The organism is Erythrobacter litoralis (genome assembly GCF_029760855.1).
Taxonomy (GTDB): Bacteria; Pseudomonadota; Alphaproteobacteria; order Sphingomonadales; family Sphingomonadaceae; genus Qipengyuania; species Qipengyuania litoralis_A.
This window is the reverse complement of the sequence record NZ_SOSI01000002.1, coordinates 196,097-222,177: the sequence shown is the minus strand read 5'-3', so window position 1 is coordinate 222,177 and position 26,081 is coordinate 196,097. Positions and strand designations below refer to the sequence as shown.

Annotated in this window: 25 protein-coding genes; 15 read left to right on the top strand and 10 right to left on the bottom strand. The window is 63.2% G+C overall.

All coding sequences use genetic code 11. The features are described 5' to 3' along the window. Positions 1–108: 108 nt before the first annotated feature. Positions 109–1,374, bottom strand: a complete 1,266-nt coding sequence (locus E3U23_RS03965; RefSeq protein WP_279349906.1) for a glutamate-5-semialdehyde dehydrogenase — start codon at positions 1,372–1,374, stop codon at positions 109–111. Between the two features lie 286 nt (positions 1,375–1,660). On the opposite strand from E3U23_RS03965, the gene proB reads away from it, so the two are divergent. From proB to E3U23_RS03935, 6 genes are all read left to right on the top strand, one after another. Beyond that, positions 1,661–2,848 (top strand): glutamate 5-kinase, encoded by a 1,188-nt coding sequence (gene proB, locus E3U23_RS03960; RefSeq protein WP_279349905.1) that lies wholly within the window; start codon positions 1,661–1,663, stop codon positions 2,846–2,848. A 68-nt stretch (positions 2,849–2,916) separates the two neighbouring features. Then, positions 2,917–3,714, top strand: coding sequence for an outer membrane protein assembly factor BamD (locus tag E3U23_RS03955; RefSeq protein WP_279349904.1), 798 nt, complete (start codon positions 2,917–2,919; stop codon positions 3,712–3,714). Positions 3,715–3,841: 127 nt separating this feature from the next. Then, positions 3,842–5,791: a CapA family protein gene (locus E3U23_RS03950; RefSeq protein WP_279349903.1), complete on the top strand. Its 1,950-nt coding sequence runs from the start codon at positions 3,842–3,844 to the stop codon at positions 5,789–5,791. Positions 5,792–5,855: 64 nt separating this feature from the next. Beyond that, positions 5,856–7,520, top strand: coding sequence for a DNA repair protein RecN (gene recN / locus E3U23_RS03945; RefSeq protein ID WP_279349902.1), 1,665 nt, complete (start codon positions 5,856–5,858; stop codon positions 7,518–7,520). A 35-nt stretch (positions 7,521–7,555) separates the two neighbouring features. Further along, on the top strand, positions 7,556–9,574 hold the full coding sequence (gene ligA, locus E3U23_RS03940; RefSeq protein ID WP_431732662.1) for an NAD-dependent DNA ligase LigA: 2,019 nt from the start codon (positions 7,556–7,558) through the stop codon (positions 9,572–9,574). 49 nt (positions 9,575–9,623) lie between these two features. Further along, positions 9,624–10,766 (top strand): class A beta-lactamase-related serine hydrolase, encoded by a 1,143-nt coding sequence (locus E3U23_RS03935; protein ID WP_279349900.1) that lies wholly within the window; start codon positions 9,624–9,626, stop codon positions 10,764–10,766. Here E3U23_RS03935 and E3U23_RS03930 read toward each other — a convergent pair. From E3U23_RS03930 to E3U23_RS03915, 4 genes are read right to left on the bottom strand one after another with little or no spacing between them, the layout of a single operon-like run. Next, complete coding sequence (locus tag E3U23_RS03930) at positions 10,699–11,418, bottom strand: DUF2459 domain-containing protein (RefSeq protein ID WP_279349899.1); 720 nt, start codon at positions 11,416–11,418, stop codon at positions 10,699–10,701. The genes E3U23_RS03935 and E3U23_RS03930 overlap by 68 nt on opposite strands. Next, positions 11,391–12,317 (bottom strand): 50S ribosomal protein L11 methyltransferase, encoded by a 927-nt coding sequence (locus E3U23_RS03925; RefSeq protein ID WP_431732656.1) that lies wholly within the window; start codon positions 12,315–12,317, stop codon positions 11,391–11,393. The genes E3U23_RS03930 and E3U23_RS03925 overlap by 28 nt, the downstream gene beginning before the upstream one ends. Beyond that, a complete protein-coding gene (gene bla, locus E3U23_RS03920) occupies positions 12,286–13,230 on the bottom strand; it encodes a subclass B3 metallo-beta-lactamase (RefSeq protein ID WP_279349897.1) in 945 nt (314 codons plus the stop codon). Before bla ends, E3U23_RS03925 begins: the two co-directional genes overlap by 32 nt. Further along, positions 13,220–13,930, bottom strand: coding sequence for an SDR family NAD(P)-dependent oxidoreductase (locus E3U23_RS03915; RefSeq protein ID WP_279349896.1), 711 nt, complete (start codon positions 13,928–13,930; stop codon positions 13,220–13,222). Before E3U23_RS03915 ends, bla begins: the two co-directional genes overlap by 11 nt. A gap of 110 nt (positions 13,931–14,040) precedes the next feature. On the opposite strand from E3U23_RS03915, the gene sdhC reads away from it, so the two are divergent. From sdhC to E3U23_RS03895, 4 genes are all read left to right on the top strand, one after another. Beyond that, positions 14,041–14,421, top strand: a complete 381-nt coding sequence (gene sdhC, locus E3U23_RS03910; RefSeq protein WP_279349895.1) for a succinate dehydrogenase, cytochrome b556 subunit — start codon at positions 14,041–14,043, stop codon at positions 14,419–14,421. A 7-nt stretch (positions 14,422–14,428) separates the two neighbouring features. Beyond that, positions 14,429–14,815 (top strand): succinate dehydrogenase, hydrophobic membrane anchor protein, encoded by a 387-nt coding sequence (sdhD, locus tag E3U23_RS03905; RefSeq protein WP_279349894.1) that lies wholly within the window; start codon positions 14,429–14,431, stop codon positions 14,813–14,815. Next, positions 14,815–16,644 (top strand): succinate dehydrogenase flavoprotein subunit, encoded by a 1,830-nt coding sequence (sdhA, locus tag E3U23_RS03900; RefSeq protein ID WP_279349893.1) that lies wholly within the window; start codon positions 14,815–14,817, stop codon positions 16,642–16,644. Before sdhD ends, sdhA begins: the two co-directional genes overlap by 1 nt. 74 nt (positions 16,645–16,718) lie before the next feature. After that, entirely contained in the window at positions 16,719–17,534 is an 816-nt protein-coding gene (locus E3U23_RS03895) for a glycoside hydrolase (protein ID WP_279349892.1), read from the top strand. Here the strand turns inward: E3U23_RS03895 and E3U23_RS03890 are convergent. The 3 genes from E3U23_RS03890 to ypfJ form a co-directional block, all read right to left on the bottom strand. Next, a complete protein-coding gene (locus E3U23_RS03890) occupies positions 17,531–18,151 on the bottom strand; it encodes a peptidylprolyl isomerase (RefSeq protein ID WP_279349891.1) in 621 nt (206 codons plus the stop codon). The genes E3U23_RS03895 and E3U23_RS03890 overlap by 4 nt on opposite strands. A 25-nt stretch (positions 18,152–18,176) precedes the next feature. Continuing rightward, on the bottom strand, positions 18,177–18,665 hold the full coding sequence (locus E3U23_RS03885) for a peptidase S14 (protein ID WP_347710007.1): 489 nt from the start codon (positions 18,663–18,665) through the stop codon (positions 18,177–18,179). Positions 18,666–18,754: 89 nt separating this feature from the next. Continuing rightward, positions 18,755–19,606, bottom strand: coding sequence for a KPN_02809 family neutral zinc metallopeptidase (ypfJ, locus tag E3U23_RS03880; RefSeq protein WP_279349890.1), 852 nt, complete (start codon positions 19,604–19,606; stop codon positions 18,755–18,757). Between the two features lie 98 nt (positions 19,607–19,704). On the opposite strand from ypfJ, the gene E3U23_RS03875 reads away from it, so the two are divergent. The 5 genes from E3U23_RS03875 (at position 19,705) to E3U23_RS03855 (ending at position 24,555) form a co-directional block, all read left to right on the top strand. Further along, a complete protein-coding gene (locus E3U23_RS03875) occupies positions 19,705–20,460 on the top strand; it encodes a 3-hydroxybutyrate dehydrogenase (RefSeq protein ID WP_279349889.1) in 756 nt (251 codons plus the stop codon). A gap of 87 nt (positions 20,461–20,547) precedes the next feature. Then, positions 20,548–21,198, top strand: coding sequence for a PEPxxWA-CTERM sorting domain-containing protein (locus E3U23_RS03870; RefSeq protein ID WP_279349888.1), 651 nt, complete (start codon positions 20,548–20,550; stop codon positions 21,196–21,198). Positions 21,199–21,338: 140 nt separating this feature from the next. Further along, positions 21,339–22,802: an IMP dehydrogenase gene (gene guaB, locus E3U23_RS03865; RefSeq protein ID WP_279349887.1), complete on the top strand. Its 1,464-nt coding sequence runs from the start codon at positions 21,339–21,341 to the stop codon at positions 22,800–22,802. A 3-nt stretch (positions 22,803–22,805) separates the two neighbouring features. Continuing rightward, complete coding sequence (locus E3U23_RS03860) at positions 22,806–23,984, top strand: RsmB/NOP family class I SAM-dependent RNA methyltransferase (RefSeq protein WP_279349886.1); 1,179 nt, start codon at positions 22,806–22,808, stop codon at positions 23,982–23,984. 64 nt (positions 23,985–24,048) lie between these two features. Next, positions 24,049–24,555, top strand: a complete 507-nt coding sequence (locus tag E3U23_RS03855) for a tetratricopeptide repeat protein (RefSeq protein WP_279349885.1) — start codon at positions 24,049–24,051, stop codon at positions 24,553–24,555. A gap of 12 nt (positions 24,556–24,567) precedes the next feature. On the opposite strand, the gene E3U23_RS03850 is transcribed toward E3U23_RS03855, so the two are convergent. Together E3U23_RS03850 and E3U23_RS03845 are read right to left on the bottom strand one after the other, a co-directional pair. Next, complete coding sequence (locus tag E3U23_RS03850) at positions 24,568–25,041, bottom strand: RNA pyrophosphohydrolase (protein WP_279349884.1); 474 nt, start codon at positions 25,039–25,041, stop codon at positions 24,568–24,570. Further along, the gene (locus E3U23_RS03845; protein ID WP_279349883.1) at positions 25,038–25,988 is read right to left on the bottom strand and encodes an alpha/beta hydrolase; all 951 of its coding nucleotides are present in this window, start codon (positions 25,986–25,988) and stop codon (positions 25,038–25,040) included. The genes E3U23_RS03850 and E3U23_RS03845 overlap by 4 nt, the downstream gene beginning before the upstream one ends. Between the last annotated feature and the right edge of the window lie 93 nt (positions 25,989–26,081).

The window sequence follows — 26,081 nt, the reverse complement described above, 5'->3', positions numbered from 1 at the left end:
ATTACCTTCAGTTATCTACTCGATCCGGTCGCCCGAGAGGGGCTTCCGAAAGAACCGGCGGTTCATGGCAAAAACGTGGCAGAAATAAATCGTTCCGAAAAAGGTTAATCAGGCGCGGACCTGACCGTTGCCGTGGACGAGGTATTTGAAGCTGCACAGTTGTTCGAGCCCGACAGGACCGCGGGCATGCATCTTGCCGGTGGCGATGCCGATCTCGGCGCCCATGCCGAATTCGCCGCCGTCGGAGAACTGCGTGGAAGCGTTGTGCATCACCACGGCGCTGTCGATCGCCATGAGGAACTTGCGTGCGGCCTCGTCGTCTTCGGTCATGATGGCGTCGGTATGGTGGCTGGAATGCTCATCGACCCAGGCGATGCCTTCGTCGAGGCCATCGACGATCTTCACGCTGGCGATCTGGTCGAGATATTCTGTGTCCCAGTCGTCGTCGTTCGCGGGCTTCAGCCGATCGTCGATCTTCACCGCTTCTGCGTCGCCGCGCAATTCGCAGTCACCGCTCATGGCGTCGGCGATTTTGGGGACGGCGGTTTCGGCGATGGCGCGGTCGATCACGATGCTCTCGGTCGCGCCGCAAATGCCGGTGCGGCGCAGCTTGGCGTTGCGCACAACCTGGACGGCCTTGTCGATATCGGCGGCTTCGTGAATGTAGGAGTGGCAATTGCCATCGAGGTGCAACAGGGTGGGCACGCTGGCCTGGTCGCGTACCAGCTCGACGAGGCCGCGCCCTCCGCGCGGAATGACGAGGTCGACGAACTCATCGGCCTTCAGCAGCGCGGCGACGGCAGCGCGGTCGGTGGTGCCGACGGTTTGCACGGCATCCTTGGGCAGTCCTGCGGCGTCGAGCCCTGCCTGCATGCATTCGACGATCACGCGCGTCGAGTGGCGGCTTTCGCTGCCACCGCGCAGGATTACGGCATTGCCCGATTTGAGGCACAGGGCGGAAGCGTCCGCGCCCACATTCGGACGCGATTCGTAGATCATGCCGATGACGCCGATAGGCACCGCCACCCGCTCGATCTTGAGGCCGTTGGGGCGATCGAAGGTCGCAAGCTCGCGGCCCACGGGATCGGGCAGTTCGGCGATTTCCTTCAGCGCGCTCGCCATGCCTTCGACGCGGTCCTCGGTGAGGCGCAGCCGGTCGACGAAACTTTCGGGCTTCGAGCCCTCGACACCGGCAACATCCTCGCCATTCGCATCGAGCAGTTCGCTCATTCGCGAACGCAGCGCCTTGGCCGCTTCGCGAAGCGCCATGTTCTTCTGGTCGGTCGACGCCGTCAGCAGCTTGCGCGAGGCGGCGCGGGCACGACTGCCCAGTTCGTGGATATGGATTTGCGGATCGAGGGTCTGGTCGTTCATAACGGTCCTTCAAGATTAGCGCGGGAGGTTCGCGAGGAACCTCGACCGGGCGTGGAAACGGTGGCTAAGCAAATAGGAAAGTCGGAGCCGATGGTTGCGGTTCCGAAAGCGCGGTAATTCATCGCCGGGTTCGTCTCGGCCCTTGCGCGATGCGCCACAAATTGCTTGATCGCTGATCGAGAAAGCGGCGGCACCGAGTGAATACCAATGCCCCGCCTTGTTCGAGCGTGTAATATTCTTATACCTCACCAGACGAAAAATTTCAAGCTGACAGGTTGAATGCCTAGTGACGGATAAAAGAAGCATCGTAATCAAGATCGGTTCGGCCTTGCTGGCCAACCAGGATTTGCTGACCCCCCGGTTCGGATTTCTCCAGCGATTGCTGGAAGATGTCGCCAGGCTGCGGGCGGATGGATGGAGCGTGATCCTGTGCTCGTCCGGGTCGGTTGCGCTGGGCCTCAAGATCGTCGGCGAAACGCCCGAAACCGCCGGGGTCAGTGACAAACAGGCCGCTGCTGCGTGCGGGATGCCGTTGCTACTCAATGCCTATAAGCAGGTCGGTCATGAATACGGCTTCGAAATCGCGCAAATCCTGCTGACGCTCGGCGATTTCGAAGATCACCGCCGCTTCCTGAACACGCGCAACACCGTGCATCGCCTGCTCGAAGCCGGTGTCGTGCCGATCGTGAACGAGAACGACTCCATCACGACCGAACAAATCCGCGTGGGCGATAACGACCGCCTTGCCGCGAAGGTTGCGCAGATGGTCGGCGCGAGCGACCTCATCATCCTCACTGGCGTCGATGGACTGTACGACCGCAATCCCGACGATCCCGAAGCGCAATTCGTACCCGAGGTCGAGGATGTCGGCCTGTATATGGATGCGACCAAAGGCAAGAGCACGCTCGGCACGGGCGGCATGGCGACCAAGCTGCAGGCGGCGAACATGGCGCAGGAAGCCGGCGTCGTAACCTGGATCGCGCAAGGCGAAGTCGATCGTCCGCTCTCCACCGTTCTTTCCGGAGAGCGCCGCTCGACGAAGGTTCTTGCCAATCCCAACCCGCTTTCGGGGTGGGACAGCTGGATCGCAAATCGCCTGCAAATGGCAGGAAGCCTCGTTATCAGCGACGAGGCCGCGAAAATGCTCGGGGCGGACGATCGGCCGATCACCCGCAGCCAGATCGTCTCGATGGACGGCGATTTCACGCGCGGCGACGTGTTGCACATCTACGACCAGGCCGGGACCGAACTCGCACGCGGATTGAGCGACTTTACATCGGAAGAGCTGCGGGTGCTGACGGTCAATCCCGATACGCCTGCCGAACAATTGCTCGGTTATCGCAGCAAGGGCGAGGTGGTACGGTTCAACAATCTGGTCATGCTCCAGAGCCATCACCTGCAGTGGGATGCGCCCTCCAGCATGGTGTACGAGGTCGCGCCGCCCGACGAGGATTCGCCGCTCCGCAACGCCTGACGCGGCAGAATTGGCGGGGGACAACTTCACTTGGCGTTCAGCGGGCGGCTGGCTATAGGCTGGCGCCTATGAAGACACATTCGCGCACCGTCCGGTCCATCGCTTTCGCCACGCTTGCCGCCACCACCATGCTCGCGGCATGCGGCGGCGGAAACAGCCGTCCGCGCGATACGGCCTATGTCGCCCGCGACGTGGAGACGCTGTACAGCGAAGCGAAGGCCCGGCTCGATCGGAACCAGCCCGCGCTCGCCGCGGCATTGTTCGACGAAGTAGAGCGCCAGCATCCTTATTCGCCCTGGGCTCGTCGTGCGCAGTTGATGAGCGCGTTCAGCTATTACGTGGCGGCGGATTACAACCAGTCGATCCAGGCGGCACAGCGGTTTCTCTCGATCCATCCGGGCAATAAGGATGCGCCTTACGCATTCTATCTGATCGGACTGTCCTATTACGAGCAGATCAGCGACGTGCAGCGCGACCAGAAGGTTACGGAACAGGCGCTGACCGCGTTGCGCGAAGTCGTTCGCCGCTTCCCCAATACCGAATACGCGTCGGATGCCTCGCTGAAGATCGATCTCGTGCAGGATCATCTCGCCGGCAAGGAAATGGAGATCGGCCGCTATTACGAACGTTCCGGTCGTTGGATCGCCGCGCAGATCCGCTTCCAGAACGTGGTCGACAATTACCAGACGACGAGCCACGCGCCCGAAGCGCTGTACCGCCTCACCGAAACCAGCCTTGCGCTCGGCATCCCAGAAGAAGCGGTGAAATACGCGGCGGTTCTCGGCGCGAACTATCCGGGCACGGAATGGTACGAGAAGGCATACGGCCTCGTCGAGGATCACGCGAGCGGCGTGACCGCGAGCTGACAAATCCGCAGGGCGGGGGCGTTAACCGCATCTAGGTAAAATTGCGGTAGTGCGCCGGACGATGTCCGGTCGGGTTCTGCTGTTTTTTTGTGCGTGTTTCGCAGCGCTCTTCGCGCATCCTGCGACTGTGCATGCTATCGAAGATACGGTTCATATCACCGGCAGTCTGGATGGCTCGCATGATCGTATCAATACCGCCACCATCGAAGTCGCGATCAACGGCCATAGAGCCGAGCGAGTAGGCGAAGCCGGCTATCGTGCCGAAGTCCCGATCGCGCGGTATTATTTCGTCGAGATCGGCGGGCCCGCGATCTTTCCCACGATGCAAACCTTCGGGAACGGCGAAACCTACGATGCGGAATGCGCCTGCCTCAAGGTCCCGCCGATCGAACTGGTAGCGCGCAAGAAGGGCCGGATCGAGCTGTTCTTCGGCGGGGACAGCATGGCCGGGCGGCGTTTCTTCGAAGCGGACGAAGGCGAGCAGGCCGTGCTCGACCGCGTGACGCTCGATCGCGATCTCGACCGTCTGTTTACCGCGATCCGCCCGTATTTCGCACATAGCGACCTTGCCTCGATAAACCTCGAATCCGTCGTGGCGGCGGAGCAGCCCGGGCCACCGGCGCCGAAGAAATACCTGTTTTTCTCGCCGCCCGAACTGCCGATGGCACTGGCCCGCGCAGGCATCGACCACGTTTCGCTGGGCAACAACCATACCGCCGATTATCGCGCCGCAGGTTTGCGCACGACCTTCGATGCGCTCGATGCGGCGGGGGTCGCCTGGTCGGGTGCGGGAATGGACAAGGCGGAAGCCGAACGCGCATCGCGCTTCGATCTCGGCGGGCAGAAGATCGGCGTTTATGGCTTCGTCGGCTGGCGTGGCACTTGGGAGCCCAACCAGACCGCGACCGAAACCAAGGCGGGTGCCGCATGGGGCCTCGCCAGCGTGGTCGAAGATGTGACGGTGCGCGAGCGTCGCGCGGGCTTCATCCCGATCATGCAGTTCCACGGCAACTTGGAATATGCCGACCGGCCGAGCGAAATGTCCCTTCCGCGCTATCGACGCGCGATCGAGAAGGGGTCGCCGCTGGTGGTGGGACACCATCCTCATGTCACGCACGGGCTGGAGCTTTATCGCGGCGGTTTGATCGCGCACTCGCTCGGCAACTTCCTGTTCGATCAGGAACATCCCCACACCCACGTGACATACGGGCTGAAGGTCTGGCTGGAGAAGGGCCGCTTCCTGCGCGCCGAGGTCGTGCCGATCCAGATGCTCGATTATCGCCCTGTCCCTGCAACGGGCGGCATGCGCGAGGCGGTGCTGCGCCGCCTGTACTGGTTATCGGCGGAGATGGGCACGACCTTGCATCAGAGCGGCGGGCACGCTGCGGTCTGGCGCAAAGGCAAACGCGCCGCCGATCCTGCCTGCGCGCCGCCGCAGCCGTTCCGCCTCGCATCGTTAAGTCCGGCCTGTGTCGGTGGCGCGCTCGAATACGGCCGCAATCTCGTACCCCGTGGCGATTTCGAGAATGCACTTGCCGGTTATGCGCGGGACCGATTCTGGGCGGCGCGCGGCGCGGCTACGGATTTTCGCGGCGAGGTCGGAAACACGCACCTCTTCGTCCTTCCGGAAAGCGCCGACAGGGCCTTCCATCTGTATTCGAAGAGCTACATCCGCGATATCTACGCGCGCCGCTTCACGCTCGAGACGAAGATCCGTGTGCCGCGCAATGCGACGGTGACCTTGCTCGTCAAACCGCGACCCCATGAGGGCGATCCGCCATCGTCGTCCATCGCCGGCGAAAAACTCGCCACCGTCGATGTCGCCGCAGCATCCGAGGGGGAATGGCAGACCATCCGGCTACCCTTCGAACTGCCCGAAGAAGCACCCGGCACCGCCCGTGCGTTCCGATTCATCCTCAAGTTCGCCTTCGAAGATGGCCAGGAAACCGGTACCCGCATGGTCGAGCTCGACGATTTCGCGCTGGTCGAATGGCCCGAATACGCGGCACAGTCCGATCCGACACAAGCATGGCGGTGGACCCACGCGCGCCCCTCGCAGGCGACCGCGCAGCGCTAATACACAGGCGGGTGCGCTTGGACGGTGACGGGCCCGCCGGGCTGGTATAGAGCCTCGGCGCGCAATGCTGACTCGTCTCGCCATCCGCAATATCGTGTTGATCGAAGCCCTCGATCTCGATTTCGCGCGCGGGCTCGGCGTGCTGACCGGGGAAACCGGGGCGGGCAAGTCGATCCTGCTCGATGCGCTCGGGCTGGTGCTGGGCAATCGGGCCGACAGCGGCTTGGTGCGTGCTGGCGAGGACAAGGCGAGCGTGACCGCCAGCTTTGAATTTGCCGCCTTGCCGCCCGCAATGCTCGAACTGCTCGACGATAGCGACATCGATCTGGAACCGGGCGAGCCGCTGCTGATCCGCCGCCAATTGCGCGCCGACGGCAAGAGCAAGGCCTTCGTCAACGATCAGCCCGCCGGCGTCGCGCTGCTGCGCGAACTCGCGCCGTTTCTCGTCGAACTTCACGGGCAGCATGACGATCGCGGCCTCGTCAATCCGCGCGGCCACCGCGATCTGCTCGATCGTTTCGCCGGGGCGGAAACGGGCAAGGTCGCCGCGGCGCATGCCGCATGGCGCAGCGCCGAGGCGCAGCTTGCCGAAGCCAGAAAAGCGCTCGAACAGGCGAAGCTCGATCAGGATTTGCTGCTGGCGCATCTCGCCGAATTGACCGCACTCGAACCGCAGGCGGGCGAGGAGGACCGGCTCGCCGCAACCCGCGCCGATATGCAGAAGGGCGAACGCCTGTCGGGCGATCTTGAGGAATTGCGCCACGTCTGGGAAGGCTCGGATTCGCCGCTCGCCAGCCTGCGGGTTGCCGCCCGCCGGCTCGACCGGATCGCGCCGGAACATCCGCTGCTTGCCGAAGCGCTGGCGTCCCTCGATCGCGCAGTGATCGAAGCGGGCGAGGCGGAGGAGAAGCTGCAGGCTGCCGCCGAAGCGCTCGACCACGATCCACAGGCGCTGGATGCGGCGGAAACACGCCTGTTCGAACTGCGCGCGCTCGCCCGCAAACATCGCTGCGAGGTAGACGAGCTCCCCGAAAAAATGCGCGAATTTCGCACTGCCCTCGATTCCATCGAAGGCGGGGAGGCCGAACTCGATGCGCTGGAGGGGGCGGTCAAGGATACCGGCGCGCGCTACCGGGCGAAGGCGGAAGCGCTGCATGCCACACGGATCGCCGCCGCGATGAAACTGGACGAGGCGGTGACGCGCGAACTCGTGCCACTCAAGCTCGATGCCGCCCGGTTCAAGACGGCGGTGACCGAACTGCCGGAAGAGCGCTGGGGTCCGCATGGCATGGACGCGGTTGAGTTCCTCATCGCGACCAATCCCGGCGCCGACTTCGCACCGCTTACGAAGATTGTCAGCGGCGGCGAACTCTCGCGCTTCATCCTCGCCCTGAAGGTCGCGCTGGCGGAGCAGGGCGGGGCGGCAACCGTGATCTTCGACGAAATCGACCGCGGCGTCGGCGGCGCGGTCGCCAGCGCCATCGGCGAGCGGCTCGCGCGGCTGGCGGACAGCGGACAATTGCTCGCCGTCACTCACTCGCCCCAAGTCGCGGCACGTGGGCGCACGCATTACATGATCGCGAAGTCATCCGACGGCACCGTCACGCGAACGAGCGTCGCCTTGCTTAACGAAGCGGATCGACAGGAAGAAATCGCGCGAATGTTGAGCGGTGCCGAAGTGACGCCCGAAGCGCGTGCCCAGGCGGATCGCTTGCTGGAGGGGGTGTGAGCGATCTTTCGGAACCCGAAGCTGCCAACGAACTGATGCGGCTTGCGAAGCAAATCGCGCGCCACAATCGGTTGTATCACGCCGACGATGCGCCGGAGATAACCGATCAGGAATATGACGCGCTGGTGCGGCGCAATGCCAAGCTGGAAGCTGCGTTTCCGCACTTGGTGCGCGCAGATTCGCCGAGCCAGGCGATCGGCCACGAGGTCGCCGCCTCGCCGCTGAGCAAGGTCAGCCACGATGTTCGCATGATGAGCCTCGACAATGCGTTTGCCGAGGAGGAGGTGGCCGAATGGCTTGCCCGCGTGCGGCGCTTCCTTTCGCTGGAGGAGGGCGCACCGATCGCGGTAACGGCGGAGGACAAGATCGACGGTCTGTCCTGCTCGCTGCGCTACGAAAAGGGCAAGCTGATCCGCGCGGCAACACGGGGCGACGGGCAGGTCGGCGAAGACGTGACGCCGAACGTCGCGCACATCGCAGACATTCCGCAAACGCTCGACGGCGAGGCGCCGGACGTGTTCGAGATCCGCGGCGAGGTCTACATGGCCAAGGCCGACTTTCTCGCCCTGAACGCGGCGCAGGAGGAAGCGGGCGGAAAGCTGTTCGCTAACCCGCGCAACGCCGCCGCAGGGTCGCTTCGCCAGAAGGATCCAAGCGTTACGGCGGCGCGGCCATTGAAATTCTGGGCACATGGCTGGGGCGCGGCGAGCGCGGTTCCGGGTGAAACCCAAGAGGAGGTCGTGCGGCAAATTGAAGCTTGGGGCTTGCCGGTTTCGCCGCAGTTCGTGCTAGTCACGGATCTCGAAGCCATGCTCGCGCATTATGCGAAGATCGGTTCCGAACGTACTGACATGCCATATGAAATCGACGGCGTAGTCTACAAGGTCGACCGTCTCGACTGGCAACAGCGGCTCGGCTCGGTCGGCAAGGCGCCGCGCTGGGCATTGGCGCACAAGTTTCCCGCCGAACGGGTCGAGACGACGCTGGAGGCGATCGACATTCAGGTCGGGCGGACGGGCAAGTTGACGCCTGTCGGGCGGCTTGCGCCGGTACTGGTCGGCGGGGTCACCGTCACGAATGTCACGCTTCACAATCGCGACGAGATCGCGCGGCTCGGCGTTCGTCCAGGCGACCGCGTGGTCGTTCAGCGGGCGGGCGACGTTATTCCACAGCTTGTGGAAAACCTGACGCCCGAGGCCGATCGCAAGCCTTTCCAGTTTCCCGACCACTGCCCTGAATGCGGCAGCGAAGCGGTTGCCGAGGAAGACGAGGTCGATGTACGCTGCACAGGCGGTCTCATCTGTCCGGCGCAACGCACGGAAAGGCTGAAGCATTTCGTCAGTCGCGGTGCGCTCGATATCGACGGTCTGGGCGAGAAGACCATCGACCTGTTTTTCGCTCTGGGGTGGCTCGAAAGCCCCGCCGATATCTTCCGGTTGAAAGACCGCCGGGCCGACATCCTTGCTCTCGATGGCTGGAAGGAGCGGTCTGTGGATAACCTGTTGGCAAGTATCGAGGCGCGGCGATCACCCGATGCCGCGCGCCTCCTGTTCGGCCTCGGCATCCGCCATGTCGGCGCCGTGACGGCTCGCGATCTGATGAAGCATTTCCACGAAATGCCGGCACTGCGGAAAGCGGCCCAGAACGCACGCGCAGGCGACGAGGGTGCGGAAAACGAACTGACCGCCATCGACGGGATCGGCGGAGCGGTGGTCGAAGCGCTCGGCGACTTCTTCCACGAGGATCACAATATCGCCGTATGGGACGATCTCCTCTCCGAACTTTCGCCGCCCCGCTACGAGGTCGAGACGCGTGACAGCGCGGTGGCGGGGAAGACCGTGGTGTTCACCGGCAAGCTCGAAACCATGAGCCGCGACGAGGCGAAGGCGCAGGCCGAACGGCTCGGCGCGAAGGCGAGCAGCGCAGTGAGCGCGAAGACCGACCTCGTCGTCGCCGGGCCGGGCGCGGGTAGCAAGATGAAGAAGGCCGCCGAACTGGGCATCGAAGTCATCGACGAGGCGGCATGGGCGAAGATCGTTGCCGATGCCGGCTAAGCTTTTGAATTTGCAAAAACGGGCGAAGCGCTTCACCTAGCGCGCAATCGTGTCCCGCACCTTTCTCGTCGCCTTTCTTCTGCTGCTGTTCTCGGGCATTTTCCTGCTCGCGACCTGCATCCCCGAACCCGCGGCGCAGGTGGAGCATGTGCGTGTGGATAGTGCGCCGATCCCCCAGATGACACTTTCGCCCGAACAGGAGGCGCTCGAGGCGCGGCTAGCGGAGATCGGCGAAAGCTTTCCGGGCGTGGTTGGCATCGGCGTCGCCGAAGTGAGCAGCGAAGCGGTAATGAGCTATAACGGCGATGTGCCGATGCCGCAACAAAGCGTCAGCAAGCTATGGGTCTCGATGACCGCGCTCGATCTGGTGGATCGCGGGAAGCTCGATCTCGCCGAGCCGGTCGTTATTCGCGCGCAGGACCTCACGCTGTTTCACCAGCCGATCCGCGAAATCGTGAAAGCGAAAGGGCAGTTCGTCACAACCTATCGCGAATTGATGCAGCGGGCGATCACGCAGAGCGACAACACGGCCAACGATCGCATATTGCGGCGGGCGGGTGGCCCGAAGGCGGTCGATAAATTCATCGCGAAGAACCATCTCCAAGGCGTTGCCTTCGGGACCGACGAGCGGACCAAGCAGGCGGCGATCGCGGGCCTTTCCTGGCAGCCGAGCTATTCCGTCGGCCGCCGGTTCTACGATGCCCGCGAGGCGGTGCCGGACGAGCGGCGCAAGGCCGCCTTCGAAGGCTATCTCGCCGATCCCATCGATGGAGCGACGCCTTCGGGCATGGCGGAGGCGTTGGCGAAGCTGGCGCGCGGCGATTTGCTCTCGAAGCGCTCCACCGAATTGCTAGTCGGCATCATGAATAAAACGAAGAGCGGGCCGAGACGGTTGAAGGGCGGGGTGCCGCCGGACTGGGCGATCGCGCACAAGACGGGCACGGGACAGGTCTATGCTGGCGAGCAGTCGGGCTATAACGACGTCGCAATCCTGTTTTCGCCGACAGGACGGAAATACGGCGTGGCGGCGTTCATCCAGCGTACGCGCAGTTCCTATGCCGAGCGGTTCGCCATGATGCAGGCGGTGACGCGCGCGGTGGTCGCCTATGACGAAGGTTTCGCGCCTAGCGTTCCGGCTGCGGGATCCACTTCATCACGCCCCCCGCAAGCGGCGTCCACACCCCAATCCTGACACCGGCATAGGCGAGCGTGTCGTTGGTCCATTGGTTGCAGGTGTTTGCCAGCGTGTAGCGCCCGGTCGCATCGTAATTCAGCGTCGTCGGATCGAAGCCGGTACGGGATCGGCGCGGCATTCCGGAGGGTTGGGGCGGAAGCAGGGTTTCCACCCGGTCGACGAGCCGGGCATATTCCGCGGGTCGTAACCGAATGGTGCGATAGTATTCCGACGGCTGTGGATTGACGTAATGGCCGACGCGCACCAGCCCTTCTCCACCGCGTGTCGCAATCCGTATTGCTGTGGAGAGCTTCAGATCTCCCCATGTCGGCGTGTTCAGGAAGACCTCGCGCTCACCCCAGCCGATGGCGATATGGGTCGGCATCCAGCCATCTCGCGGGCGCGGTTGCCCAGCGGAGGGAAAGGTCGTGCGCCAGTCCTTCACCGGTGTGACGACCGGAAGCACGAGCTCTGTATGTACGCCGTTGCTGGCGACCATGATCGGGATGCCGTCCGCAGGTTCGGTCCAGTCGGAATTGCGCGGGATCGAACTGCCGATCCATGCGGCAAGCAGGAACGCTGTCACTAGCGAGAGCAGCCCTGCGACAAGCCAAAGCAAGATGCGGCCGGTCTGGCGCAGGATCACCACGCGGTGCGTTTGCGCAGCCACAGGATCGACCAGTCGCCGTTCACCATCCTGCGCGCAAGGCGGAACCCGGCCTTGCGATAGGCGCGGCGCACCTCGGCTTCCTGTGTTTCTAGCAGCCCGGCAAGAAGGATGTTTCCGCGTGCTGACACGCTCGCGGCGAAATCGTCCGCCAGTTCGATCAGCGGGCCGGCAAGGATATTCGCGATCAGGAGGTCGAACGGCGCGCGCGCCTGCAACAGGCTATGCTCCATGCCGTCAGCGATCGTCATGAGCAAAGCACCGCGTCGCGGACCAGCGCGCATTCCGTTGAGGTTGAGATTATCGGCGACAACGCCGGCGCATACATCGTCGATATCGGACGCCGTCGCTGCGGCATTCGGCCACAGGCGCAGAGCGGCCATGGCGAGAAGACCGGTTCCGGTCCCGATATCCGCCAGATTGCGAATACCCACGCCGCTGCGCTTCATCAGGTCGAGCATGGCGAGGCAGCCTGCGGTCGTCGCGTGCTGGCCGGTACCGAACGCCTGGCTGGCGGGGATGACGAACTCGATGGCGGAGGGATCGGGCGAATGGTCCGGGGTGCGTACGCGAAACCGCCCAGCGACGATTGGGTCGACACCCTTCTGGCTTTCCGACACCCAGTCGGAGTCCGGCAGTTTCTCGGCGCGCAGCTCGGGCGCCTCGTCTTCGAACAGCGCCGTCACCTTCGCGATGTCCGCCTTGGAAGGTTTGCGGTCGAGATAGACCTCGAAGGTCCAGTCGTCGGGCCGGTCCTCTGCGATTTCCATGGCGGTGACCACCCAATCGTCGGGCCAGTCGGCGGCGAATTCCTGCGCGACCAGCGCCGCCTTGGCCACCGGTTTGGATACCGCGCCGACGATCTTCCAGCTACTCACCGGCTTCCTCCGCCAGCCGCGCATCGAGGCGCTTCGCTATACTATCGGCATAGGCGGCGCATTGGCCCTGACCGAGCAGTCCACCCTCGCGCAACCGGACGAGCATATCACTGGCCGATGGGTGCGGGGTCAGCAAAAGATCACAGGGCAGGGCACGCACGGTGTCGATGCTGGTTCGAAAAGCCGCCACCGCTTCGGAGTGTTCGGTGAAGCGATAGGCGTCCGCCGATATCGGCGAGAGGCTGTCGACATAGGCAACACGGCGGCAGACGGGGGGATCACCGGGCAAGGAGCAGGCCCACCACGTCCAGCTCATCGCGCCGGGCGAATGGCCGGGGGTCAGGTGGGCGGTCAGTTCGAGATCGCCCAGCTTTACGGTCTCGTCATCGCCGATTTCGCGAACCTTCCCGACCGGCGCAAACGCATCGTGCATCCCTGCTTGCGGATCGTCCGGATGCGCTTCCCCATTGACAAATACCTGCACAGCTTCGGGGGATACGATGACGGTCGCCCCGGTGGCGGCGGAAATCTTCGCATGGCCACCGACGTGATCGAAATGCTCATGACTGTGCAGAAGATAGCGCACATCGCGCGGGTCCAAACCGAGCGCGCGGATATTGGCCAGCACCACGTCGGCTCCCGTATCGGTCCCGCTGTCGATCAGAACGTGCCCTTCCTCGCCGACGACAAGAATGGCGCTGATGCCGCAGGTGCCGACGTAGAAGGTGTTGCCAAAGATCTGAAAGGGCGGGGCGGGCTTGTCCCATTCGTCCCAATCCTTGCAAGCAGCGAGGAAGTCGGCGGAGTTACCGCGCTCTGCACGATCGGGATAGTACCTGGATGCCGCTACGTCGGCCACCGGCATGGCTTCTTCCGCAGTCGCCACGCATCCTGCGGCCGACAAGCAGGCAGCGAGACCGACTATCCTAGCGAACATAGCTTGCCCCGTTGGCATCCAAGGTCGCGCCGGTCATGCTGGGTGGGGCGTCGAGCGCGCAGAAGGCGATGATGGTCGCCATTTCTTTCGGTTCCGCCACCCGGCCCAGGGGAATGTCGGCCAGTAAGCCGCTGCCGCCCCGGCTTTCGAGATAGTCGCCCGCCATCGCTGTGTCGGTGAACCCGGGCGTGACGGCGAAGCTCAATATGCCCTCGGCGGCGTAGGCGCGTGCGATGCTCTTGTGCATGGCCAGCATACCGCCCTTGCTCGCGGCATAATGCCAGTGGGCTGGCGAATCCCCGCGATGGCCTGCGCGGCTGGCGACGTGGACGATGCGGCCGCCCACCCCGCGCTCCTGCCATAGCCGCACCGCGAAACGCGAAAGCTGGGCGGAGGCGGTGAGGTTGATGCGCATGGTATCTTCCCACGTATCCAGCCATTCGATGTCCGACCCATCGAGCGGGCTGGGTGAGAAAAGGCCGGCATTGTTCACCAGTACGTCGATCGTGCCGCCGGCGCGGGCGAGGGCGGCGTTCCATAATTCGGCCGGCGCACCGGGATTGCGGAAGTCTGCGGGCACGGTATCCGTACGGTCGCTCGTCGTGGCCTGTCCGATCACCTTGGCGCCGCGCGCTTCGAGTTCGGATTTGGCGGCGGCGCCGATCCCGCGCGAGGAACCGGTGAGAAGAATGCATGTCATGCAACGCGCTATTTCCAAATTTGCGACGTTTGTCGAGGCGGCGCGCCTTGCCTCGCGGCGCATCTTCGCTAAGTAAGCCGCAGAAATTCACCGAACGGACGCAATTACGCATGGCCAATCGCCCGCTTTCGCCGCATCTGCAGATTTACAAATGGGGGCCGCACATGGCGCTCTCCATCACGCACCGTGTCACCGGCAGCGCGATGGCGTTCGTCGGCCTGCCGATCCTGTTATGGTGGCTCGGCGCGATGGCGGCAGGTGCAGGCGCGTACGACACGTTTGCCTTCGTTATGGGTTCGCCCATCGGAATTATCGTCCTCATCGGTCTGAGCTGGACGTTCTTCACCCATATGCTGAGCGGGCTGCGCCACTTCGTGCTCGATATCGGCGCTGGGTACGAGCTTTCGGTCAACAAGACATGGTCGATGGTGGTCTTCGCCCTCGGCATCATTCTCACGGTCCTGTTCTGGGCCGTCATTTTCTTGAAGTGAACGGATTATGGTAGACGGTACTCCTATCGGTCGCGCACGCGGGCTGGGTTCGGCGCATGAGGGTGTGCATCACTGGCTGACGCAGCGTTTTACCGCGGTCGGCAACCTCGTCCTCATGCTGTTTCTGACGATCAGCCTCGCGCTGCTTCCGGAATACGATTACGCAACCCTGTCCGGCTGGGCTTCCCAACTGCTTCCGGCAACCGCGCTCGCGCTGCTGCTGGTCAGCGTGTTCTGGCATGCGCGGCTCGGCGTGCAGGTCGTGGTCGAGGATTACGTTCACGAAGCCGGCACCAAGTTCGGCATCCTCGTCCTGCTCAATCTCGTTTTCATCGGCGGCGCCGCGTTCGGCCTGATCTCGATCGCCCGGCTCGCCTTCGGAGGAGCCGCCTGATGGCCCGCACGGAAACTTTCGAAATCGGCGGTCGCGCCTATCCGATCATCGATCACAATTATGATGTCGTCGTAGTCGGCGCGGGCGGCAGCGGCCTCCGCGCGACCATGGGTAGCGCGGAAAGCGGGCTGAAGACGGCAAATATCTCCAAAGTGTTCCCGACCCGCAGCCATACCGTGGCCGCGCAGGGCGGCATCGCGGCGAGCCTCGGCAACAACACGCCCGATCACTGGTCGTGGCACATGTACGATACCGTGAAGGGATCGGACTGGCTGAGCGACCAGGATGCGGTTGAGTATCTCGTGCGCGAGGCGCCGCAGGCGGTCTACGAGCTCGAACATGCGGGCGTACCGTTCAGCCGCAACGATAATGGCACGATCTACCAGCGTCCGTTCGGCGGACACATGCAGAACATGGGTGAAGGCCCGCCCGTGCAGCGCACCTGCGCGGCGGCGGACCGTACGGGGCACGCCATGCTCCACGCGCTGTACCAGCAGAGCCTGAAATACGATGCGGACTTCTTCATCGAATATTTCGCGCTCGATCTGATCATGGAAAACGGCGCGTGCCGCGGCGTGATCGCCATGTGCCTCGATGACGGGACGATCCACCGCTTCCGCAGCCATGGCGTCGTGCTGGCGACCGGCGGATACGGCCGCTGCTATTACACGGCGACCAGTGCGCACACCTGCACCGGCGATGGCGGCGGCATGGTACTGCGTGCGGGTCTGCCGCTGCAGGACATGGAATTCGTGCAGTTCCACCCGACCGGCATTTACGGCGCGGGCGTTCTCATCACCGAAGGCGCGCGGGGCGAGGGCGGGTACCTCACCAATTCCGAAGGCGAGCGGTTCATGGAACGCTATGCGCCTTCCGCGAAGGACTTGGCGAGCCGCGATGTCGTATCGCGTTCGATGGCGCTCGAAATGCGCGAAGGGCGCGGCGTGGGGCCGGAAGGCGACCACATCTTCCTGCACCTCGACCATATCGATCCGAACATCCTCGGCGAGCGTCTCCCGGGCATTACCGAAAGCGGCAAGATCTTCGCCGGCGTCGACCTGACGCGCGAACCCCTGCCGGTGACGCCGACCGTCCACTACAATATGGGCGGCATTCCCTGTAACTATCACGGCGAAGTCGTTGCCGGAGACAAGAGCGATCCGGAAAAGGTCGTGCCTGGCCTCTTCGCCGTGGGCGAGGCGGCCTGCGTGTCGGTTCACGGCGCGAACCGCCTCGGCTCGAATTCGCTGATCGACCTCGTTGTGTTCGGTCGCGCGACCGGCCACCGTCTGAAGGAACTGATCAAGCCGGGTACGAGCATGGACGAGCTGCCGAAAGACAGCGCGGACCTGTCGCTCAGCCGTCTCGACCATTTCCGCCATGCGGACGGTGGCTCGCCGACCGCACAGATCCGTGCGCAGATGCAGAAGAGCATGCAGACCCATGCCGCCGTATTCCGCGACAGCAAGCTGCTGTCCGAGGGCGTCGAGCAGCTGAAGGACGTCAACAAGCGCCTGGAAGACGTGCACGTCACCGACCGCTCGCTGGTCTGGAACAGCGATCTGATCGAAACGCTCGAACTCGACAATCTGATGGCGCAGGCCAACGTCACCATCGCCAGCGCGGAAAACCGCAAGGAAAGCCGCGGTGCCCACGCGCACGAGGATTATCCCGAGCGTAACGATGCCGAGTGGATGAAGCACACCATCGCCTGGTTCGAAGGCTGGGGCGGCAAAGGCGGCAAAGTCCCGATCGATTATCGTCCGGTCCACGAATACACGCTGACTGACGACATCGCCTATATCGAGCCCAAGAAGCGGGTGTACTGAGCATAGGAGAGCCGGTTTTCCGCGTGCGATGCGCCGTCTTCGTGGCGGCTTTTGCGGCTCTCCTCACATCCTGCGTGGCTGGGACATCGGCTCCGCCGGGGGCACTAGGTGCCGAACCGTTCTACGCGAAGTATGTCGCGGCGGATGGCATTCCTATCCTCTCTTCGTCACGCGTATCGGACGAAGCGTTGTTCGCTGCGCGCGATATGGCGGAGGGCATGCTGGCCCATCGGCCGGATCTGGCGCAATGGCTTGCCGCTAACGACTATCGTATCGCACTGATTGCCGAAGACGAGGCGCTGCTCGATCTACCGGACAAGGCGCACTGGACGAAGCCAGCCCGCGACGATCCCCGCCTGACGCGGTGCGAACTCAAGCATTACGACGCGCGCATCGGCACGCTGTCCGACCGCGAATACTGGGACGCGCGCGCCCGCGGCATCGGCGGGCAACGCATGGCGGCGGCGGAGGAGGACGTGCTGGGTCTGCCGAGCAGCCGCTATTGGGGCGAGACAATCTTCGTTCACGAAATGGCGCATAGTGTACTGTACGCCATAGAGGGGGTGGACCCTGCGCTCTACCGTCGGATCGAGGCAGCCTATGCCAATGCGCTCGCGAACGAGCTCTGGCTCGACGAATACACGACAACGACGCTACATGAATATTGGGCCGAGGGGACGCAATTCTGGTTCGATTCGAACCGGTTGCAGGCTTTCGATGGTCGCCGCATCCTGAACCACGGCGACGTGGAAGCCTACGACCCGCAGCTCTATGCCGTTCTGGCCGCGGCCTATGGCGACAACCATGCGCTGAAAGGCGACCCCTTCCGCCTCACTGCCGCGCGGGTGCCGCCCGGCCCGCCGCCCGAAAATACTGCCGAGGTCTGTTAATCCTCGTCCGCCACACGGCGCGCTTCGACGATCGTGACGGGTTCGGCCAGCATCTGGCCCTTCATCCAGCCTTCGCCCTTGTCGGGATCGGTCGGCATCGCGTGGATGGCGCGCACGACATCCATACCGTCGACCACCCGACCGAACGCCGAGTAGCCCTCGCGAACCTCGGGATCGTCGCTATCTGGATCGGCATCCATCGAAGGCTGCGCGCGAAGCAGGATCGAAAAATCACCGGTTGCTGTGCCAGGCGCATTGCGCGCCATCGACAAGGCACCTTCGGTATGGAGGACGCCGGTATCGCTCGTCCGCTCATGCGCGATGGGATCGAGCACCCGGTCGGGATCGTATTGCACGCCGCCCTGGATGAGGCCGTTGGGCTGCTCCCAGTCGAGAGCCATAGCCCGGTAGAACACCGTGCCGTCGAGGCGATCTTCATCGACATAACGCAGGAAATTCGCCGCAGTGATCGGCGCGCGCTCGGTCTCGATCTCAACGACGATATCGCCGGCGGTCGTTTCGAGAACCACGCGGTCGGTATCGAAGGTTTCGGCGGTGTCCTGCGCCATGATCGGGGCGGACAGGAGGCAGAACGCGGCAGCGAATCGTTTCAGCATCGCGGCAGAATGCCAGAAGCGCAGGCTAGATAATATCGGCAATCAGCCCGCGATCCTTCGCCTCTTCGCAAGGGATATACCAATTGTCCGGCGCGCGGCGCTGCAATTCCTCGAACTCTACTTCGGAGCCTTCGATCAAATCGCGAAAGCCCGCTTCCTCGATTGCGATCGACTGTTCGATTTCGTTGAGCGAAGCCTTGAGTTGCGCGGTGCAGCTTTTCAGGGGGCCGGAGAGATTGATAGTCTTTGCAATCTGCCGCTCATGTACCAGCAGGGTCGTGCCCTTCGTGAGGAACCGGCATTCGACGGGAAAGCCGGCCATAAAGGTCGCGCCTGCGGAATACACAGCCGCTTTGCCGAGGAAATAGATCGTGCGACCCGCCTCGCGCAAAAGGCGAACGTCGTCGGCCATCGCGCGCGCGACTTCGGGATTCCCGCCCAGCGTGGTCAGCGCGATCACGAGGATCCCATCGCCGGGCGCGGCCGCGAGCTGGTTACGGAATTCGTTGTACATCGCCTCGTTGACCTGCCCGATCAGGCGCAGTTGGGGCGAGGTGAGAACGTCGTTGCAGGTGCTTTGGTCGATAGCGATAAATAAATTTCCTAGCTGAGATTCGTGATGGCGTCGCAGGCGGTATCGTCGCCCCGCAGGCCCAGCCGCAGAGCCTGGCTGCGCTGTTCGCTCGTACCGTGAGTGAAATTCTCGGAACTGACCCGGCCTTGGGTCAGCGCATCGTCGCCGATGGCGGCCGCGGTCTGCATTCCTTCCTCGATGTCACCCGGTTCGATCAGGTTGCGGTTCTTGCCCGCCCAGACGCCAGCATAGCAATCCGCCTGCAATTCCATGCGCACCTGCAACTGGTTCGCCATGCGCGGGTTCTGCTGCTGCACACTGCGGATTTGGTCGGAGATACCGGTGAGGGTCTGGATATGGTGGCCGTATTCGTGGGCGAGCACATAGTAGCGCGCAAAATCGCCGCTGCTGCCGCCCATATTTGCGAGCTGGTCGTAGAAGCTCGTGTCGATGTAGATCGTCTGGTCGGCCGGGCAGTAGAACGGGCCTACGTCCGACGTCGCGCTTCCGCACCCTTGCGTTCTCACACCGCCGCTGAACAAATCCAGCGTTGGTTGGCGGAAGCGATCGCCGACGCCCTGCTGTTCGAACGTCGCGGCCCAAGTCTGGTTGAGCGATTGAAGCCCATTGCAGGCTTCGCGCGCATATTCGCTGCTGGTGCAGATTTCCTGCTCGTTCGTATTGGACGGGCCGGCCTGCTGGCTGCCTTGCTGCACACTGTTGACGGTCGCCGCAGTTTGGAACGGGTCCAGACCGAAGACGAAATAGCCCAATGCCGCGATGACGATCGTGCCGCAGCCCAGCCCCCCGGCCTTGCCCACGCCGCCGCCGCCCGAAGAGCGAACGTTGATATTCCCGGTATCGAACGGATTGAGTTTCATCCCATAACCCCCATGAACCTGTCACGCCGACGCTTTACAGCGCGCCTATCCTCGGCGACATCTGCGCCTCGATACTGCCCCAACGCTCGGAGCCTAAAATGTTTCTTGAAGGAAAACGCGCCCTCGTCACCGGTTCGACCAGCGGCATTGGTCTCGCCATCGCCCGTGCCTTGCATGGTGAGGGTGCCGAGATCGTCCTCAACGGCTTCGGCGAAGAGAACGAGATCGCCAAATTATGCGAGGAATTGGGCGCCAGCCATAGCGGCGCGGACCTGACCAAAGTCGATCAGGTCGAAGACATGATGGCGGAGGCGGGCGGGATCGACATCCTCGTCAACAATGCGGGAACGCAGCACGTCGCGCCGGTCGAGGAGTTCCCGGTCGATAAGTGGGACCTCATCATCGCGCTCAATCTGAGTTCGGCGTTTCACACCGCGCGGCTTGCCGTGCCGCACATGAAGGAACGGGGCTGGGGCCGGATCATCAACACCGCGAGCGCCCATTCGCTCACCGCCTCCCCGTTCAAGAGCGCTTACGTCGCCGCGAAGCACGGCATCGCGGGACTGACCAAGACGCTGGCACTCGAACTGGCCGAGCATGGCATCACGGCAAACTGCATCAGCCCGGGCTATGTGTGGACGCCGCTGGTCGAAAACCAGATCCCCGATACGATGAAAGCCCGCGGAATGAGCCGTGATGAGGTCATCGACAAGGTCCTGCTCGCCAAGCAGCCGACCAAGAAGTTCGTCCAGCCCGAAGATGTGGGCGCGATGGCGGTCTTTCTCTGCCGCGACGAGGCGCAGAACGTCAACGGCGCGAACTGGAGTATCGACGGCGGGTGGACGGCGGAATAGCTTGCCGTAATCGAAATGGCTTGACTCATCGGCTGCCCCGCGGGCAATTATGGTTAACCTGGAGTTAACTTGAAGAGGAGATGTGTCATGTCGCCTGTATGGAAGTTTGCCATAGGAACGGTTGCCCTCGCAGGAATAGCGCATCCAGCGCATGCGGAGGTCGGATTTGCCGATAGAGTAATCGAGTTCTTCGACGCCGGAAATGGACCGATCGTCGGTCCTTATGGGGGAGACGACAACAACTTCCCCGTCCCCGTTTCGCCGGATGTCGTGCTTGGCCCTCCTACTCCCGACAATGATTTTCTATCTCTGCCAACCGGTAGTTTCGTAACCGTAGCCTTCGATGACGAGATTGTCGTCGATGGCGAGGGCAATGATATTTTCATCGCCGAACTTGGCAGTGCTTCGGAATCAGCAGGCATTTTCGTCTCTGCTAATCTCTTGGACTTCGTGTTTCTCGGCTTCGCGAACAACGCCGATGGCGTGTCAAGTTTCGACCTGGGTTCCATCGGATTTACCGAAATCGTTCGCGGCGTTCGCATCGTCGGCAACGATACCTTCGGTGGCTCCCCCGGCTTCGATCTGGACTACGTTCAAGCCCTACCCGGTGCTTTCACGCCGGGGAACCCGGGTGCGGTACCCGAGCCAGCGGCATGGGCTCTCCTGATTCTAGGCTTCGCTTTTGTGGGTGGCGCGATGCGCTGGCCGCGAGGCGTTACGAAAGTCAGGTATACCTGACCGCACAATTTCAGACATGGAGCTGCGAGACATGTGTCTTCGCAGCCCCAGTCTGTTTAGTCGTTCTGTTGACTAGCGCCTCCCCCCAACCGTCGTTACATGGGCCGCCACCTCATTCCCCCCGGCAGGCGATTCTTCACGTGGCACAGTTCGACATTCCCCTCGGTCTCACTTTCGACGACGTTCTCCTCGTTCCCGCCGAAAGCGACATCCTGCCCTCGATGGCGAAGACCGCCACGCGGCTGACGCGGGACATCGGCCTGAACATTCCCGTCGTATCTAGCGCGATGGATACTGTGACCGAGGCGGACATGGCGATCGCGATGGCGCAATTGGGCGGCATCGGCGTGTTGCATCGTAATCTCGAGGTAGACGAGCAAACTGCGGCGGTGCGTGCGGTCAAGCGGTTCGAGAGCGGCATGGTCGTCAATCCGATTACCATCCATCCCGATGCGACGCTGGGCGAAGCGCAGGCGACGATGACCGAGAAGCGGATCAGCGGCATTCCGGTGACCGATCGCGGCGGCAAGCTCGTCGGCATCCTGACCAATCGCGACGTTCGTTTCGCTGAAAATCCGAACCAGCCGGTCAGGGAATTGATGACGACCGAAAACCTCGCCACCGTGCCGCTCGGCACCGGGCAGGACGAGGCGCGGCGGATGCTGCATCAGCGCCGGATCGAAAAACTGTTGGTGGTGGACGACAGCGGGCGCTGCGTCGGCCTGATCACGGTGAAGGATATCGAGAAGGCGGTTGCCTATCCCGATGCCACAAAGGATGCGACCGGGCGCCTGCGGGTGGCGGCGGCCACGACGGTCGGCGACAAAGGGTTCGAGCGCACCGAGGCGCTGATCGATGCCGAGGTCGACGTGGTTGTGATCGATACTGCGCATGGCCACAACAAGGATGTCGCCCGGTCGGTCGAGCGGGTGAAAGCGTTGTCGAACAGCGTGCAGGTGATCGCCGGCAACGTGGCCACGGCGGAAGCGACCAAGGCGCTTATCGGGGCGGGGGCGGATGCCGTGAAGGTGGGCATCGGGCCGGGCTCGATATGCACGACGCGTGTCGTCGCTGGTGTCGGTGTGCCGCAGCTCACGGCAATCATGGATTGCGCCGAGGCGGCGGAAGCTGACGGCGTCCCTGTTATCGCGGACGGCGGCCTTCGCACGAGCGGCGATGCGGCGAAGGCGCTCGCCGCGGGTGCGAGCGTCGTTATGATCGGCTCGATGCTGGCGGGCACCGAGGAAGCGCCGGGCGAGACCTTCATTTACCAGGGCCGTAGCTACAAGGCTTATCGCGGCATGGGCAGCGTCGGTGCCATGGCGCGCGGCAGCGCCGACCGCTATTTCCAACAGGACGTCAGCCAGCAGAAGCTCGTGCCCGAAGGCATCGAAGGGCAAGTGCCTTACAAGGGGCCGGCGGCGGCGGTGGTCCACCAATTGGTCGGCGGGATCAAGGCGGCGATGGGCTATACCGGCAGCGGCACGATCGAAGACCTGCGCAAACGCGCGAACTTCGTGCGCATTACCAATGCCGGCCTCACCGAAAGCCACGTCCACGATGTCGCGATTACGCGTGAAGCGCCGAACTATCCGACGCGCTGAGCCATGACACCAGCGGCGCGGGTACAGACCGCGATCGAATTGCTCGACCGCATCATCGCCTCGGCGCGAGAAAAGGGGCCGCCCGCCGACCGTATCCTGGCCGACTGGTTCAAGAACAATCGCTTCGCCGGATCGAAGGATCGGCGAGCCATTCGCGAACTGGTCTACGGTGCTGTGCGTGCTTGCGGGCCTGTGCCTGAGAACGGCCGCGCTGCGATGCTCCGATATGCCGAGCGTGAACCGGCATTGGCCGACTTGTTCGATGGTTCGCAGTATGGCCCTACAACGCTATCGGACGACGAACCTATCGCTGCAGCTGGTGTCGCGCCGGAATGGCTGGAGGCGCGGTTGCAAGCCTCCGGCATCGAGGAAGCCGGGAAGGCTGCGCTGCTGGATCGCGCTCCGCTTGATATTCGCGTGAATGCGCTGAAAGCGAACCGCGCAAGCCTGATACTACCGGAACAAGCGGAACCGACCGCTGCGCCTCACGGCCTGCGCCTCGAGACCGGTACCAAGGTCGAACAATGGGACGCCTACCGCGACGGGTTGATCGAAATTCAGGATACCGGCTCCCAGCTGGCCTGCCTTGCCGTCGGCGCAAAACCCGGAGAAACCATTGTCGATTTGTGCGCGGGCGGGGGAGGGAAAACCCTGTCGCTCGCGGCCGCGATGCACGATACCGGCAGGCTCATTGCAAGCGATACCGATCGCGGGCGGATCTCTCGCCTGCAGCCCCGGGCCGGGCGAGCGGGCGCAACGATCGTGGAAACCCGCCTGCTCGATCCGAACAAAGAGGCCGAGATGCTTGCGGATCTCGTCGGCGCCGCGGATGCCGTCCTGATCGACGCGCCTTGTTCGGGCACCGGAACGTGGCGGCGCAACCCGGAAGCGCGTTGGCGGTTGGACGAAGTGGAGATCGCGCGCCTCGTCGATCTGCAGGCGCGTTTGCTGAATATCGGTGCACAATTGGTAAAACCGGGCGGCCGCCTGATCTACGTCGTCTGCTCGCTCTTGGACGAAGAAGGGCGGGACCAGTTCGCGGCCTTCCTCGCCCGATCGCAGGATTATCGCCCATCGTTACCGGACCTCCCCGGCGGTGCACCACGCGGGGAGGGTATAAGGCTTACGCCTTCCCACGACGGGACGGATGGATTTTTCATCGCCCGTGCAGAAAGATCGTGATACCCCGCGTCCCACGATGGCTCGATCCACGCTCGCTTCGTCCGACACAATCAAGGAGACGCTGATGCGTTTCGCTCCGCCTGCCGCCGCCCTTTCGCTCGTCGTCGCGTTGACCGCCAGTGTCAGTTGGGGGCAGCAGCGTGATCCCGCACCGGGCGCGCAGGTCCTGTTGTCGCAGGGCGAAACCGCGCTGGAACAAGGCGAGGTTCAGGCGGCGATCGATGCCTTCGAGGCTGCTCTTGCCGTCGATCCGGGGTATACGCCGACGCTCATTCTTTTGGCCGAAGCTTCGCGCGCCGAGCAGTTGCAAGGCAAAGCTATCGGCTATTATCGCGAGGCGCTGGCTCGCGAACCGCGCAACATCGCCGCCATCGCCGGCGAGGGCGAGGCGCTGGCCGAGAAAGGTGCGATCGCCAAGGCGCAGGAAATGCTCACCCGGGTCGAAAGCCTGTGCGGTGGCGACTGCCCGGAAGCGCAAGCTGTTTCCGCCGCGATTGCCGCCGGTCCTGTGACGCCTGTCCAGACAGCGGAAGTGACCCTGTCGGAAGAACAGAAGGCGATGATGAACTAAGCGCCGCCGCGTTCAGACCAGCTCGCGGAATGCATCCACCACGGCGCGATAGACGCGCTTCTTGAACGGTACGATGAGGTCCGGAAGCTGTTCGGGCTCGACCCATTTCCAATCGCAGAATTCGGGCGGGTCGTGCGCCTCCAGGTCGATATCCGCATCGCTCCCGGAAAAGCGGGCGAGGAACCAGACCTGCTCCTGCCCGCGATACTTTCCGCCCCATAGTTTACCAATCAGCTCTTCCGGCAGGTCGTAACGCATCGGTTCGTCCATCTGGCGGATAATGGTTACGTGCTCCGCCTTTGCGCCGGTTTCTTCGCCGAGTTCGCGCATCGCCGCTTCGCGAAGGTCCTCCCCTTCATCGACGCCGCCCTGGGGCATCTGCCACCAGTCGCCTTCCTTGTTGTCGATCCGGCGGCCGACGAAGACGCGGCCCTTGTCGTTCACCAGCATCACGCCGACGCAAGGGCGATAACCGAGTTCGTTCATTTATACCGTTCCACCATGAGGGCGACCGCGTCGAGAAACGCGTCGAGATCTTTCTGACCGCTGGGAATGGCTTTGCGCAAGGTGGTAAAGCCATGGATAATTCCGGAAAATTCCAGATAGCAGACGTCGGTTCCCAACTTGATCAAATGACTCGCGTACTCGCGTCCGGAATCGCGCAGGGGATCGAGCCCGGCGGTGCAGACGACGGTGGGCGGTGTATTCGCGCAATCGCCGACCATGGGTGTGTGGCGCGGGTCTTTCGCATCGCCGCCATAGGATTGCGTAAAGAACGCCATGGCTGCCCCGGTAAGCAGGAAACCGTCGGCAAACAGCGAATAGCTTTCCGTTTCGCTGATATCGCTGGCCACCGGATAGATCGGCGCCTGGACGATCACCGGCACATCGGCGGGTTCGTTCACCAGCTGATTGGTGGTGACGATGGTGAGATTGCCGCCTGCGCTGTCGCCCGTGATGACGAGTCCGGTGACCTCGCGGCCCAAAGCGTCCGGCGAGGATGCGACCCAGCGTGCCGCCGCCTCGCAATCGTCGGGTGCGGCGGGGAAGGGGTGCTCTGGCGCGAGACGGTAATCCACCGAGACGACCGGCAGATCGAGCCGGTCGGCAATTTCCGTGCAAAGCGCGTGATAGACTTCGAGGTCGCCGATCACGAAGCCGCCGCCGTGAATGAAAAGGACGACCGGCGAGGCTCCGCGCGTCTCGCGTTTGTCGTAAAAACGGAGCGGGATCTCGCCCGCCGGGCCGGGGCAGGTCAGATCTTTTACAACCGCCAGGTCCTTCGCCGGTGTTTCGGCCAACGAGCCCATCATGCGCATTTGCTGGCGCCCTTCGACCGCGCCCACTTCCTCCACGCCCTTTCCACCCAATTTTTCGAGCATGTCGAGGAAGCCGCGCACATCCTCGCGCACATAATGTTCGGTATCGGCCATGTTCGCTCTCTCCAATGTATTTCGTGGCCGAAGACTAACGCACCCGCTTCGCTTTTCCACGGGGGTTTTTCCCGCTAGAGCAGAAAATCTTGT